Below are 12,918 nucleotides of genomic sequence, written 5' to 3'. Positions count from 1 at the left end.
GGTGTTGCCACCGATAAGAACGGTTTCAAAGCGCCGTAATCATAGGATTTGTTACCGAATCCCCAGGCGTTACCCGCAACACTTCCGCCATCGTGGTCAGCCCTGCTTCAACCTTTGTCATGCCGGACATGCGCAGGTCATGCATGCCTTGCGCGATAGCGGCGGCCCGCAGGGACTGAACGTCGGCGCCTGGAGTGATCAGCGCCTTGAGCGCATCGTCCAGCACCATGATTTCGTAGACCCCGGCTCGCCCCCGATACCCGCTGTTTCTACATTCGGCGCACCCGGCAGCCTCATACACGTCGCCCGTTGCGCGCTTGCAGTGAGGGCACAGCAACCGTACCAAGCGTTGCGCCATCACGCCTAACAGCGTGGCCTTGATTAAATAATGCGCAATACCCAGCTCCTGCAAGCGACTGATCGCACTGGGCGCGTCGTTGGTGTGCAGGGTCGACAGCACCAAATGCCCGGTCAGTGCGGCCTGGATCGCCATTTCTGCGGTTTCCTGGTCGCGTATTTCGCCAATCATGATGATGTCCGGGTCCTGGCGCAGCAGTGCGCGGATGCCGCTGGCGAAGGTCAGGTCGATATTGTGTTGCACCTGCATCTGATTGAAGCCGGGTTCAACCATCTCGATCGGGTCTTCAACCGTGCACAGGTTGACTTCGCGGGTCGCCAACTGCTTGAGCGTGGTGTAGAGGGTGCTGGTCTTGCCGGAGCCGGTGGGCCCGGTGACCAGGATGATGCCGTTGGTCTGGCGGGTCATGCCGTGCCAGCGTTGCTGGTCTTCCAGGGACAGGCCCAACTGGTCGAAGTCCTTGAGCAACACCTGCGGGTCGAAAATCCGCATCACCAGTTTTTCGCCAAAGGCGGTAGGCAAGGTCGACAGACGCAGCTCGACCTCCGCGCCCGTCGGGCTTTTGGTCTTGACCCGGCCGTCCTGGGGTTTGCGTTTTTCCGCCACGTTCATCCGTCCCAAGCTCTTGAGCCGGCTGACCACCGCCATCGTCACCTGGGGTGGAAACTGGTAGACATCGTGCAACAACCCATCAATGCGAAAACGCACCCGGCCCTGTTCACGGCAAGGTTCGATATGGATATCGCTGGCCCGCTGGCTGAAGGCGTACTGCAGCAACCAATCGACGATATTGACGATGTGCGCATCGTTGGCGTCCGGTTCCTGGTCGCTGGCGCCGAGGTTGAGCAGGTCGAAGTTGCCGGGCACCGCCACCTTTTGATCCGCACCGCTGACGGACTTCGCCAGCCGATAAAACTCGCCGATACAGCGCGTAATCTCCTGGGGGTTGGCCACCACGCGCGTGATGGAACGCTTGAGCACCTGCGCCAGCCCGGCCTCCCAAGCGGTGACGAGGGGTTGGGCGCTGGCGATCGTGACGGACTGCGCGTCCACCGCCACGGCAAGGATTCCGTGGCGCTGGGCAAAGGCATGGGACATCAGCGGCACCACCGTCGCCACGTCGATCTTCAGTGGGTCGATGCGCAGATAAGGTTGCCCGACATGCTGGGCAAGCCATTGGGTCAGGGTTTCCAGGCAGGGCCCGAGGGTTGCGACGTGCTCCAGCGGATGCTGGGTGTTGCCGGCGGGCAGTTTCGACAAGCGCTTTGCGGTGTCGTCGCTGATCAGTTCGGAACCGACCAAAGCCGGCAGCAATTGATGCAATTCCAATCGTCGATCAACAGACATGTGGGTTTTCCTGGGTAACCTCGGACGTACTCCCAGGCTAGCCACCCCCTGAATATTCGCCGCCCGCCGTGTATTGCAGGCTTTTACCGGGCGGCTGCCGACACCGCCTGCGGGCCCACGGAGTCGGCCGGCCACACATCCAGCGTGCACACGCTGATCAGGTTTCGAATCTTTTCACCGATCACCTGGGCCCGATGCCAGCTCAAGCCGTCCATCACGATCTCGATGCTCAGCACGTCGTCTTGCCGAGTCACACTGACCTGCCGAGGCGTCAGAAACTGCAGCGCGAAATAGTTAAGCACCCGACACAACACATCCGGTTCAGCCTCGGCGACGATCTGGTAATGGGCCTGGCAATGGGCGTTATTGACGGCCCATGCATCGACGCGGGTATCGGGGTGGGTAGTTTCGACGACGTGCATGTTGGCTCTCCAGTTTCGACTGAAGAAATTTTTACATTCGCCTACGGAGATTTCTTATCTAAGATGAACTTGATTCAACATTATTCGAATCATCTAATTCAAGAATATCGCTATAAAAGGTATTTCTATGCACAGCCAATTGGACGCTTATGACCGCCGCATCCTGGCCCTGCTGCAAGAGGATGCTTCGCTCTCGAGTGCGCAGATCGCCGAGCAGGTCGGCCTGTCCCAGTCGCCCTGCTGGCGGCGCATCCAACGGCTCAAGGACGAGGGTGTGATCCGCGGCCAGGTGACCCTGCTGGACCGCAAGAAGATCGGCCTTAACACGCAGATTTTCGCCGAGGTCAAACTCAACGCTCACGGGCGATCCAACTTCACCGAGTTCACCGAGGCGATTCGTGGCTTTCCGGAAGTATTGGAGTGTTACGTGCTGATGGGCGCGGTGGATTTTCTGCTGCGCATCGTGGCGTCGGACATTGAGGCGTATGAGCGGTTTTTCTTCGACAAGTTGTCGATGGTGCCGGGGATTCAGGAGGTCAATTCGATCGTGGCGTTGTCGGAGATCAAGTCCACCACCAGCCTGCCAGTGTTGCGCTGACAGGCAGGGCCTCATCGGGGGCAAGTCGAATCGTCGTACCGCCCCTCCCACGCTGGAGGGGCTTGCCGTCGATGGCGATCTTACAGACGCAGAAGAGTCTTCCAGGCGCGGTTCTGATACACCGCAATCGCCTGATGCATCCGCGCATCCAGCGACTCATCGGTGATCGGCTGATTGGCCAGTTGCACCAGCTTGTTCAGCTCGCCGTACAACCGGTCCAGTTCCGGGATGTCCACCACCTGGCGTGCATGGTGCAGCCAGGCCTGGATGCGTTCGATACGCGGCAGTTGCTCGGCCAGGTCTTCCGGCTGTTGCTGGTAGCGCGGCAGTTGCAGGGCGACGGCATCGTCGGCCAGCAGGCGCGGCAGCCAGTTGGTGATTTGCGCGGCGCCCTGACGGTTGCCCCGCACGTTACGCTCGGCGGTCCAGCTGCGGGCCAGCAGCCAGCGCGAAGTGTTCAGTGAGAACAGGCCCCAGCGCAGGTCCTCCAGTTCTTCGGCGAACTGCTCGGGTGCGGCTTTGCGAATGTCTTCGTCGTCGTCACCGGCCTGTACCAGCGGGCGCCAGTCTTCCAGCAGGGCATCCAGTGCGCTGCGCAGTTCGGCGGTGGATTGGCGCGGTGCGGCCTGGCCGAGGCTGCCGATCAGGGCGCGCAACTCACCGAGGTTGTCGACCCAGTCCTGCAGCAGGCGCCAGTGGCCATTGAAGCGGTATTGCTCGGCCAGGCGCTGGCTGCTGCCCAGCAGGTGCCACATGATTGCGGCGAAGGCGTCGTCCAATGGCATTTCGGCCTGGATCTGCGGTGCCGGCAGGCTCAGGGAGTAGCTGCCTGCATCGTACAGGCGGTAGCCGCGCTCGGCCTTGCTGATATCGCATGGCATCAGCGCCAGGGTCGCGGCCAATTCAGCGGCCAGTTCCAGCAGGGCAGCCGGTTCACCTTCGCGCAGTTCCAGTTCCAGCTCGCAGATTTCTTCTTTCTGCTTGCCGACCACTACGTGGCCCAGGTCCAACGCGGCCTCGATCACCACCTTGGCCTTGCCACGGCCCCAGGCGATTTCGGCGCGTTCGCGCACGAAATCGGTGGTGAAGATCGGCTTGAGGGTCTTTTTGTCCAGCTCGGCCAGTTGCTCGGGCCAGCATTCGCCGTCGAGTTTCTTCACGTCGAGTTTGGCTTTGGGCAGGTCCCAGTTGTACTCGTTGCGTTCCGACAAACCGGCGACGCTCTGGCCGCGGGTCTTGAGGGTCTGGATGATGGCGTCACCGTCCTTGCGCAAACGCAGGGCGACTTTGGCCTGGGCCAGGTCGCGTTCGGGGGTGTCGAAATACTGATTCATCAACTCAAGGCGTTCCCAGCCACTTTTGTTGCGTTTTTTCAGTAGCGGGTGCTCACGCAGCGCGGCGAGTGTTTCGCGGCTGACGCGGAGCTTGATTTCGGTTTCTTTCTGCATGGCCGGAAAATCCAGGATCGGGAGCGCAGCCGGGGAAAAAGGTGGCTGCCAAGGCCGTGCAGTGTACAGGAGTGAGCCCGGCAACGTGCCGCAACGGTTTATTGTGTCGTGCAGATGGTTCTATAGTGGGGTTCATCCGGGAAGTTGAGAGGCCGCGCATGCCATTACCGTCCATGAAAGAGCAGTTCGCCGCGCTGATTGCCGCGCCTTCGGTCAGTTGCACCCAAGCCTCTCTCGACCAGACCAACCGCCCGGTGATCGATTTGCTCGCCAATTGGCTGGGCGACCTGGGGTTTGCTATCGACATCCAGCAGGTCAGTCCCGGCAAATTCAACCTGCTGGCAAGTTTCGGCAGTGGTCCTGGCGGCCTGGTGCTGGCGGGCCATAGCGATACGGTGCCCTATGACGCCGCGCTGTGGAAAACCGACCCGCTCAAGCTGACTGAAGTCGACGGCCGCTGGGTAGGATTGGGCAGTTGCGACATGAAGGGCTTTTTCGCTCTGGCGATTGAAGCGGTGTTGCCGCTGCTGGACCAGCCGTTCAGGCAACCCTTGCTGATCCTCGCCACCTGCGATGAGGAAAGCTCCATGTCCGGCGCCCGCGCGCTGGCCGAAGCCGGGCGTCCACTGGGCCGCGCGGCGGTGATCGGCGAGCCCACCGGGCTCAAACCGATCCGCCTGCATAAAGGCGTGATGATGGAGCGCATCGATATCCTGGGCCAGAGTGGCCACTCGTCGGACCCCAGCCTGGGCCACAGCGCTCTTGAAGCGATGCACGATGCCATCGGCGAATTGCGCGGTCTGCGCCTGGCCTGGCAGCGTGAATACCGCAACCCGCAATTCAGCGTGCCGCAGCCGACCATGAACTTTGGCTGTATCCACGGCGGCGACAACCCCAACCGCATTTGCGGTCAGTGCTCACTGGAGTTCGACCTGCGGCCCTTGCCGGGCATGGACCCGCAAGTGCTGCGCGCGGCCATCCGGCAGAAGCTCGAACCCCTGGCCGAGCGCCACAAGGTCAAGATCGACTACGCGCCGCTGTTCCCCGAAGTGCCGCCGTTCGAACAACCGGAAGACGCCGAACTGGTGCGGGTGGCGGAACGATTGACCGGTCATCGTGCCGAAGCAGTGGCGTTCGGCACCGAAGCGCCTTATCTTCAGCGCCTTGGGTGTGAAACCCTGGTATTGGGCCCTGGCGATATCGCCTGTGCTCACCAGCCGGGCGAGTACCTCGAAATGTCACGCTTGGCGCCTACAGTGCGTCTATTGCGGGAACTGATCGAACATTACTGCCTGAAACCCGCATAAATTAGCCCTTGCCTGTTCGTACATAAAAGGAGAGTGAGCGTGTCGCCAAGCCTGTTCCGACGATAACCATCAGCCCGCTGTGCGCTTCCACGATTCATCCTTGTTTGGCTGCTTTTTATTACAGGCCCAGGTGTTATGCCCGAATACGTCAATTGGCTTCGTCACGCTTCGCCCTACATCAACGCCCACCGCGACTGCACCTTTGTGGTCATGCTGCCCGGCGACGGTGTGGACCATCCGAACTTCGGCAATATCGTCCACGACCTGGTGCTGCTGCACAGCCTGGGCGTGCGGCTGGTGCTGGTCCACGGTTCGCGCCCGCAGATCGAAGCGCGCCTTGAAGCGCGTGGTCTGACCCCGATTTATCACGAAGGCATGCGCATCACCGATGCCGCAACGCTGGAATGTGTGATCGACGCGGTCGGCCACCTGCGTATCGCCATCGAAGCGCGCTTGTCGATGGACATGGCCTCGTCGCCCATGCAGGGCTCGCGCCTGCGGGTGGCCAGCGGCAACCTGGTGACCGCGCGTCCGATCGGCGTGCTGGAAGGTGTGGACTACCACCACACCGGCGAAGTGCGCCGCGTCGACCGCAAGGGCATCAACCGTCTGTTGGATGAGCGCTCCATCGTGCTGCTGTCGCCACTGGGGTATTCACCCACGGGTGAGATTTTTAACCTGGCCTGCGAAGACGTCGCCACCCGCGCCGCCATCGATCTGGGTGCCGATAAGCTGCTGCTGTTCGGTGCCGATCTAGGTCTGATCGACGAAAATGGCCGCCTGGTGCGCGAGCTGCGCCCGCAACAGGTACCGGCCCACCTGCAACGCCTGGGCAGCAGCAACTACCAGGCCGAACTGCTTGATGCGGCGGCCGAGGCTTGCCGTGGCGGGGTAGGGCGCAGTCATATCGTCAGCTACGCCGAGGACGGCGCCTTGCTCACGGAGCTGTTCACCCGCGACGGCGGCGGTACGCTGGTGGCGCAGGAGCAGTTCGAACAAGTGCGCGAGGCGGCGATTGAAGACGTCGGCGGCTTGCTCGACCTGATCAGCCCACTGGAAGAACAGGGCATTTTGGTGCGTCGTTCGCGGGAAGTGCTGGAGCGTGAAATCGAGCAGTTCAGTGTGGTCGAGCGCGAGGGCATGATCATCGCCTGTGCGGCGCTGTATCAGATCGCCGATTCGGACGCCGGCGAGCTGGCCTGCCTGGCGGTGAACCCGGAATACCGCCATGGCGCGCGAGGTGACGTGTTGCTGGAGCGCATCCAGACCCGTGCGCGGGCCCAGGGGCTGAAAACCTTGTTCGTACTCACCACGCGCACCGCCCACTGGTTCCGCGAGCGGGGGTTTGTGCCAAGCAGTGTGGACCGCCTGCCGTCGGCGCGTGCCTCGCTGTACAACTATCAGCGTAATTCGAAGATCTTCGAGAAAGCCTTGTAAAACCCTCCCCTCCGACCACCGAGCAGGCTCGCGTAAGCACCGGCCTGCTCGGCGGCTCGGTCTTTCAAGTCACAACTGAAATTTAAGCATTCTTGATCTCACGCCGATAACGGGATGGCGACTGTGGGTAGATTGCGGTCGGCAAAGAAATTATTAGTGACACAAAAACTGTAACAAATTGACTGGAGGATGTGCGTTTCGCCATGATGGCGTCGCCTTTTTGATCATGGGTGACGTATGTAATGGAGCGTCCACCCTAATCGATCTAAAAAAGTGCTAACAAATACCCTTTAGGAATGAGCTTATGGAACGGTTGGTCTACCCTGACTGCTCCATGTCACGTAAAGGCTTATTCCCAAATCGTATGAAAAAGAATGAAACAATTCTTTTTGGGTGTATGAAAAACTCATTACCCTGCAGGGACCAAAACAACTGTGATTAGACGAAGGTAGTAGACACACAAGGTTACGATTGACTTGCCAGTCACTATCCGGCGCTAATCGCGCATCTGTGGATCGAGGGCGTCAGACCCGAGACCGAAGAAATACAAAAATTAGAAATGAGAGGAGCGGTACATGAATAAGTCCACCTTGGCTTTGGCTGTAGCTTTGGGCGCAATCGCCCAGCAAGCAGGCGCTGCCGGTTTCATCGAAGACAGCAAGGCCACACTGGGTCTGCGTAACTTTTACATCAATACCGATAACCGTGACGACGCTACCAAGGCGGCCGGCGCGCAGAACAAATCGGAAGAGTGGGGCCAAGCTTTCGACCTGCGCTTCATCTCCGGTTACACCCAAGGCACCGTAGGCTTCGGTCTTGACGCTATCGGCCTGCTGGGCGTACGTCTGGATTCGGGCGGCGGCACCAACGGTGCAACCGCTGCGTCGGCTGGCAACGCTGGCTCCTATGGCGGCACGGTTTTCCCGAGCAAGTCCAATGGCGAAGCCGTTGATAACTACTCCAGCCTGGGCCTGACCGCTAAAGCCAAGATCTCCCAGACCGAACTGAAGTTGGGTACTTTGCAGCCTAAGCTGCCGGTAATCATCACCAACGATGGTCGTCTGCTGCCGCAGACTTTCCAGGGTGGCCAGATCACCACCAACGACATCAAGGACCTGACGCTGGTTGCCGGTCAGATCGAAAAGGCCAAGGGTCGTAACTCCAGCAACGTCGAGAACCTGTCTCTCGCGGGCGCCAACGGCCGTACCGCCGCTGGCCGCGACAGCAACAAGTTCATCTACGCCGGTGGCGACTACAAGATCACCAAAGACCTGACTGCCCAGTACTACTACGGCAATCTGGATCAGTTCTACAAGCAGCACTTCCTGGGCTTGCTGCACAACTGGGCGATCGGTCCTGGCGTGTTGAAAACCGACCTGCGCTACTTCAACAGCCGCGCTGACGGTGCCAACAGCAACGACGCGAACTACTTCACCACTGGTGACTACGGCACTAACGCTGCTGGCGCTAACGTCACCAAAGGTAAAGTCGACAACAACCTTTACAGCGGTTTGTTCCTGTACTCGGTGGCCGGTCACACCTTCGGTGGTGGTTACCAGGTCAGCAACGGCAACAGCGACTTCCCATGGTTGAACCAAGGTGACGGTTCGTCGGCTTACTTGACCACTGACTCGCAGATCGCCAAATTCGCCCGTGCTGGCGAGCGTACTTGGCAAGCTCGTTACGCGTACGACTTCGCCAAAGTTGGCGTACCAGGCTTGACCGCCGGTGTGGTTTATCTGCGTGGCGACAATATCGATACTCGCGGCCGGGTGGGTGTTGCTCAGGTCCAAACAAACTCCAATGGCGCGAACGAGTGGGAACGTGACATCACTGTTGCCTACGTCGTACCAGAAGGTACTTTCAAGAACGTTGGCGTGGCCTGGAAAAACGCCATGTGGCGCAACGATATTGCCGGTCAGCGTAACCAAGACGAAAACCGTGTGATCGTCAGTTACTCGCTGCCACTGCTGTAATAGCGTAATGCTGTTGTAAGACCGTAAAACCTTGCCCGGCGCAACGCCGGGCAAGGTGTCTTGCCTTTCAAGTCGGGCTAAACCCCCGCAAGCCCTTCCTGAAACCCCTCTTTGTACAGCGTCTCAAGGCCTTCTCGAACCTTGAAAGCAATGGTGCACCTCGCCCTTTCCCGCGTCCAATGAACACATTTTTAATATTCTTTTATCGTCTAGATAAATCGATATTTATTCTTTTTAAATCAGCGTCAATCCATGCACAGTGGCTCCATAAGCACTCATCAGGAGCCACACCATGAGCCTAAGACTGGGCGATATCGCCCCCGACTTCGAACAGGATTCCAGCGCCGGCAAGATTCGTTTTCACGAATGGCTTGGCGACAGCTGGGGTGTGTTGTTTTCCCATCCGGCTGACTTCACCCCGGTGTGCACCACCGAGCTGGGCTTTACCGCCAAGCTCAAGGATGAATTCGCCAGGCGTGGCGTCAAGGCCATCGCCCTGTCGGTCGACCCGGTGGACTCGCATCACAAGTGGATCGAAGACATCAATGAGACCCAGAACACCGTCGTCAACTTCCCGATCCTGGCGGACGCCGACCGCAAGGTCTCGGACCTTTACGACCTGATCCACCCCAACGCCAGTGACACCCTCACCGTGCGTTCCCTGTTCGTGATCGACCCGAACAAAAAGATTCGCCTGACCATCACCTACCCGGCGAGTACCGGCCGTAACTTCCACGAAATCCTGCGAGTCATCGACTCGCTGCAGCTGACCGACAACCACAAGGTCGCTACCCCCGCCAACTGGCAGGACGGCGATGAAGTGGTGATCGTGCCGTCGCTCAAGGACGAGGAAGAGATCAAGAAGCGCTTTCCAAAGGGTTACAGGGCAGTGAAGCCGTATCTGCGGCTTACCCCACAACCTAACCGCTGACGCGGGACCTCTGCGGGAGGGAGCAAGCCCCCTCCCACAGGTTGACCGCATTTCAACGCTCACATTGCAGGGGGTTTCAGGCCGTTTCGACGGCCTTTTTTTTCGCCTGGCGATTGATGGGTGATATATGCATTTTAAGAATAAACAAATGAATAAATAAGATTTATAGATATATAAATCTGCTGGTAAGGTCTGTTTCATCTTGGCGCCATCGCCCACCCAGCGAACCGCCGGCACTTGCTCAAGGAATACCTGCATGTTGGTCGTCACACTCGGAGGCAGTCCCAGCCAGCGTTCCCGCTCCGGGGTCTTGCTGGAAAAAACCCGTCAATGGTTGCAAGACAAAGGCGTTGAAGTGGTGAGTTACCAGGTACGGGACTTCCCGGCCGAAGACTTGCTGCATGCGCGCTTCGACAGCCCCAAGGTCATCGACCTGTTGCAGCAAGTGGCTAATGCGGATGGCTTGGTGATAGCCACGCCGGTCTACAAGGCCTCGTTCTCCGGCGCGCTGAAAACCGTGCTCGACCTGCTGCCCGAACGCGCCCTGGCGCACAAGGTCGTTTTGCCGATGGCCACTGGCGGCAGCATCGCCCATATGCTGGCGGTGGACTACGCGCTGAAGCCGGTGTTGTCGGCCCTCAAGGCCCAGGAATTACTCCACGGGATCTTTGCCGAAGACAGCCAGATCGCCTATGGCGAAGGCAGTGCCCAGGCGCAGTTGGTGCCGGTGCTTGAACACCGTTTGCACGAGGCGCTGGAAACGCTCTACAGCGCCATGGCTCGTCGCCCGAAACCGTTGGACCCGCATGCTTTGAATGACCGTTTGCTGACGGCTCGCTGGAGCATCTGAGCCTTACCCACTCAAGAAACACTCACCTTACTCAGCCGCCAACGGCCAAGCAGGTGCAGCCAAAACCCTAAACGCATATTTGGAGAGAGCGCCATGCGCACTGTCATCTTGCGTCGTGGTCTGGTCGCACTGTTTGCTGCGGCTGTGTCCTTCGGCGCCATTGTTCAAGCCCAAGCCGCCGAGACCCTGCGGATCGGTTATCAGAAATACGGCACCCTGGTGTTGCTCAAAGCCAAGGGCACCCTGGAAAAACGCCTGGCGGCCCAAGGCGTGCAGGTGCAATGGACCGAGTTCCCCGGCGGCCCGCAGCTGCTTGAGGGCCTGAACGTCGGCTCCATCGACTTCGGCGTTACCGGCGAAACCCCGCCGGTGTTTGCCCAGGCCGCCGGTGCCGATCTGCTCTATGTGGCCTACGAGCCGCCGGCACCGACCAGCGAAGCGATCCTGGTGCCGAAAGACTCGACGATCAAATCGGTGGCCGAGCTCAAGGGCAAGAAAATCGTGCTCAATAAAGGCTCCAACGTGCACTACCTGCTGGTACGTGCCCTGGAAGACGCCGGCCTGAAATACACCGACGTACAAACCGTGTTCCTGCCGCCCGCCGATGCCCGCGCCGCGTTCGAGCGTGGCAGCGTGGACGCCTGGGTGATCTGGGACCCGTACCAGGCCGCCGCCGAGAAACAGCTGCAAGCGCGCACCTTGCGTGACGGCACCGGCATTGCTGACAACCACCAGTTCTACCTGGCGACCAAGCCGTATGCCGAGCAACACCCGCAGGTGATCAAGGCGCTGGTGGAAGAAGTACGCGCGGTGGGCGAATGGTCCAAGGCCAATCCGCAGGAAGTCACTGAACAAGTCGCGCCGCTGCTTGGCCTGCCGGCTGACATCACCCTGACCTCGGTGAAACGCCAGGGCTATGGCGCGTTGTTCCTGACCCCGGAAGTGGTCGCCGCCCAACAGAAAATCGCCGACAGCTTCTATCAACTCAAATTGATCCCCAAACCCTTGAGCATCAAGGACGTGATCTGGACACCACCCGCCGCGGTGGCCAACGCGCCGTAATCCGATTTCTTCAGGAGACAACTCCATGAGCCTCAATATTTTCTGGTTTCTGCCTACCCACGGCGACGGCCACTACCTTGGCACCGCCGAAGGCGCACGCGCCGTCGACCACGGTTATTTGCAGCAAGTGGCCCAGGCCGCTGACCGCCTGGGTTTCGGCGGCGTTTTGATCCCCACCGGGCGCTCCTGCGAGGACTCGTGGCTGGTGGCCGCGTCGCTGATCCCGGTGACCCAGCGTCTGAAATTCCTTGTCGCCCTGCGCCCCGGGATCATTTCCCCGACGGTGGCGGCGCGTCAGGCCGCGACTCTGGATCGTCTGTCCGGCGGCCGGGCATTGTTCAATCTGGTCACTGGCGGTGATCCGGAAGAATTGGCCGGTGATGGCTTGTTCCTCAGTCACGAAGAGCGTTACCAGGCTTCGGTCGAGTTCACGCGCATCTGGCGCCGCGTGCTGGAAGGCGAAACCGTGGACTACGACGGCGAGCACATCAGCGTCAAAGGCGCCAAATTGCTCTATCCACCGATCCAGCAACCGCGACCGCCGTTGTACTTCGGTGGTTCTTCCGAAGCCGCTCAGGATTTGGCTGCCGAGCAAGTGGAAATGGTGCTGACCTGGGGCGAGCCACCGGCTGCGGTTGCCGAGAAGATCGAGCAGGTACGCGCCAAGGCCGCCAAGCTTGGGCGCACGGTGCGCTTCGGCATTCGTCTGCATGTGATCGTGCGCGAAACCAACGATGAAGCCTGGAAAGCCGCCGACAAACTGATCTCCCATCTGGATGACGATACCATCGCCCGCGCCCAGGCCTCCCTGGCGCGCTTCGATTCGGTCGGGCAACAACGCATGGCGGCGTTGCATGGCGGCAACCGCGACAATCTCGAAGTCAGTCCCAACCTGTGGGCTGGCGTCGGCCTGGTGCGCGGCGGTGCGGGTACCGCGCTGGTGGGCGATGGCCCAACCGTTGCGGCGCGGGTCAAGGAGTACGCCGCGTTGGGCATCGATACCTTTATCTTCTCCGGTTATCCACACCTGGAAGAGTCGTACCGGGTCGCCGAACTGCTGTTCCCGCACCTGGATATCGAACGTCCCGAGCTGCCGAAAAGCGCCGGTTACGTGAGCCCGTTCGGCGAAATGGTCGCCAACGATATCCTTCCCAAAGCGGCGTCACAGAGCTGAGGCGACGT

General features: G+C 60.0%; 11 protein-coding genes. 8 read left to right on the top strand and 3 right to left on the bottom strand.

Going from position 1 to position 12,918, the window contains the following annotated elements; genetic code table 11:
* Positions 1 to 25: 25 nt before the first annotated feature.
* Both V6M90_RS14755 and V6M90_RS14750 read right to left on the bottom strand, forming a co-directional pair.
* Entirely contained in the window at positions 26 to 1,705 is a 1,680-nt protein-coding gene (locus V6M90_RS14755; protein WP_003176796.1) for a GspE/PulE family protein, read from the bottom strand.
* Positions 1,706 to 1,788: 83 nt separating this feature from the next.
* Entirely contained in the window at positions 1,789 to 2,127 is a 339-nt protein-coding gene (locus tag V6M90_RS14750; RefSeq protein WP_003176795.1) for a hypothetical protein, read from the bottom strand.
* Between the two features lie 127 nt (positions 2,128 to 2,254).
* Here V6M90_RS14750 and V6M90_RS14745 point away from each other — a divergent pair, with 127 nt between their 5' ends.
* A complete protein-coding gene (locus tag V6M90_RS14745; RefSeq protein ID WP_003176794.1) occupies positions 2,255 to 2,725 on the top strand; it encodes an Lrp/AsnC family transcriptional regulator in 471 nt (156 codons plus the stop codon).
* 80 nt (positions 2,726 to 2,805) lie between these two features.
* Here the strand turns inward: V6M90_RS14745 and V6M90_RS14740 are convergent, their stop codons facing one another.
* Positions 2,806 to 4,173 (bottom strand): CYTH domain-containing protein, encoded by a 1,368-nt coding sequence (locus tag V6M90_RS14740; protein ID WP_141062881.1) that lies wholly within the window; start codon positions 4,171 to 4,173, stop codon positions 2,806 to 2,808.
* 158 nt (positions 4,174 to 4,331) lie between these two features.
* On the opposite strand from V6M90_RS14740, the gene argE reads away from it, so the two are divergent.
* From argE to ssuD, 7 genes are all read left to right on the top strand, one after another.
* A complete protein-coding gene (gene argE, locus V6M90_RS14735) occupies positions 4,332 to 5,480 on the top strand; it encodes an acetylornithine deacetylase (protein ID WP_332846720.1) in 1,149 nt (382 codons plus the stop codon).
* 135 nt (positions 5,481 to 5,615) lie between these two features.
* Positions 5,616 to 6,917 (top strand): amino-acid N-acetyltransferase, encoded by a 1,302-nt coding sequence (gene argA, locus V6M90_RS14730; protein ID WP_003176791.1) that lies wholly within the window; start codon positions 5,616 to 5,618, stop codon positions 6,915 to 6,917.
* Between the two features lie 575 nt (positions 6,918 to 7,492).
* The gene (locus tag V6M90_RS14725) at positions 7,493 to 8,893 is read left to right on the top strand and encodes an OprD family porin (protein WP_078735127.1); all 1,401 of its coding nucleotides are present in this window, start codon (positions 7,493 to 7,495) and stop codon (positions 8,891 to 8,893) included.
* A 292-nt stretch (positions 8,894 to 9,185) separates the two neighbouring features.
* The gene (locus tag V6M90_RS14720) at positions 9,186 to 9,824 is read left to right on the top strand and encodes a peroxiredoxin (protein WP_003176789.1); all 639 of its coding nucleotides are present in this window, start codon (positions 9,186 to 9,188) and stop codon (positions 9,822 to 9,824) included.
* A gap of 256 nt (positions 9,825 to 10,080) precedes the next feature.
* Entirely contained in the window at positions 10,081 to 10,674 is a 594-nt protein-coding gene (gene ssuE, locus V6M90_RS14715) for an NADPH-dependent FMN reductase (RefSeq protein WP_003176788.1), read from the top strand.
* A gap of 93 nt (positions 10,675 to 10,767) precedes the next feature.
* Entirely contained in the window at positions 10,768 to 11,736 is a 969-nt protein-coding gene (locus V6M90_RS14710; RefSeq protein WP_305428067.1) for a sulfonate ABC transporter substrate-binding protein, read from the top strand.
* Positions 11,737 to 11,761: 25 nt separating this feature from the next.
* A complete protein-coding gene (gene ssuD, locus V6M90_RS14705; RefSeq protein WP_003176786.1) occupies positions 11,762 to 12,910 on the top strand; it encodes an FMNH2-dependent alkanesulfonate monooxygenase in 1,149 nt (382 codons plus the stop codon).
* Positions 12,911 to 12,918 lie beyond the last annotated feature (8 nt).

This window comes from Pseudomonas lactucae, from assembly GCF_036688725.1.
In the GTDB taxonomy this organism is placed as follows: Bacteria; Pseudomonadota; Gammaproteobacteria; order Pseudomonadales; family Pseudomonadaceae; genus Aquipseudomonas; species Aquipseudomonas lactucae.
The sequence above is the reverse complement of the archived record's forward strand: the minus strand, read 5'-3'. Positions and strand labels throughout refer to the sequence as shown.

Excerpts from the sequence above, each read along its gene's own strand:
- V6M90_RS14755 (WP_003176796.1), bottom strand. The coding sequence starts at position 1,705 with ATGTCTGTTGATCGACGATTGGAATTGCATCAATTGCTGCCGGCTTTG.
- V6M90_RS14750 (WP_003176795.1), bottom strand. The coding sequence starts at position 2,127 with ATGCACGTCGTCGAAACTACCCACCCCGATACCCGCGTCGATGCATGG.
- V6M90_RS14745 (WP_003176794.1), top strand. The coding sequence starts at position 2,255 with ATGCACAGCCAATTGGACGCTTATGACCGCCGCATCCTGGCCCTGCTG.
- V6M90_RS14740 (WP_141062881.1), bottom strand. The coding sequence starts at position 4,173 with ATGCAGAAAGAAACCGAAATCAAGCTCCGCGTCAGCCGCGAAACACTC.
- argE (WP_332846720.1), top strand. The coding sequence starts at position 4,332 with ATGCCATTACCGTCCATGAAAGAGCAGTTCGCCGCGCTGATTGCCGCG.
- argA (WP_003176791.1), top strand. The coding sequence starts at position 5,616 with ATGCCCGAATACGTCAATTGGCTTCGTCACGCTTCGCCCTACATCAAC.
- V6M90_RS14725 (WP_078735127.1), top strand. The coding sequence starts at position 7,493 with ATGAATAAGTCCACCTTGGCTTTGGCTGTAGCTTTGGGCGCAATCGCC.
- V6M90_RS14720 (WP_003176789.1), top strand. The coding sequence starts at position 9,186 with ATGAGCCTAAGACTGGGCGATATCGCCCCCGACTTCGAACAGGATTCC.
- ssuE (WP_003176788.1), top strand. The coding sequence starts at position 10,081 with ATGTTGGTCGTCACACTCGGAGGCAGTCCCAGCCAGCGTTCCCGCTCC.
- V6M90_RS14710 (WP_305428067.1), top strand. The coding sequence starts at position 10,768 with ATGCGCACTGTCATCTTGCGTCGTGGTCTGGTCGCACTGTTTGCTGCG.
- ssuD (WP_003176786.1), top strand. The coding sequence starts at position 11,762 with ATGAGCCTCAATATTTTCTGGTTTCTGCCTACCCACGGCGACGGCCAC.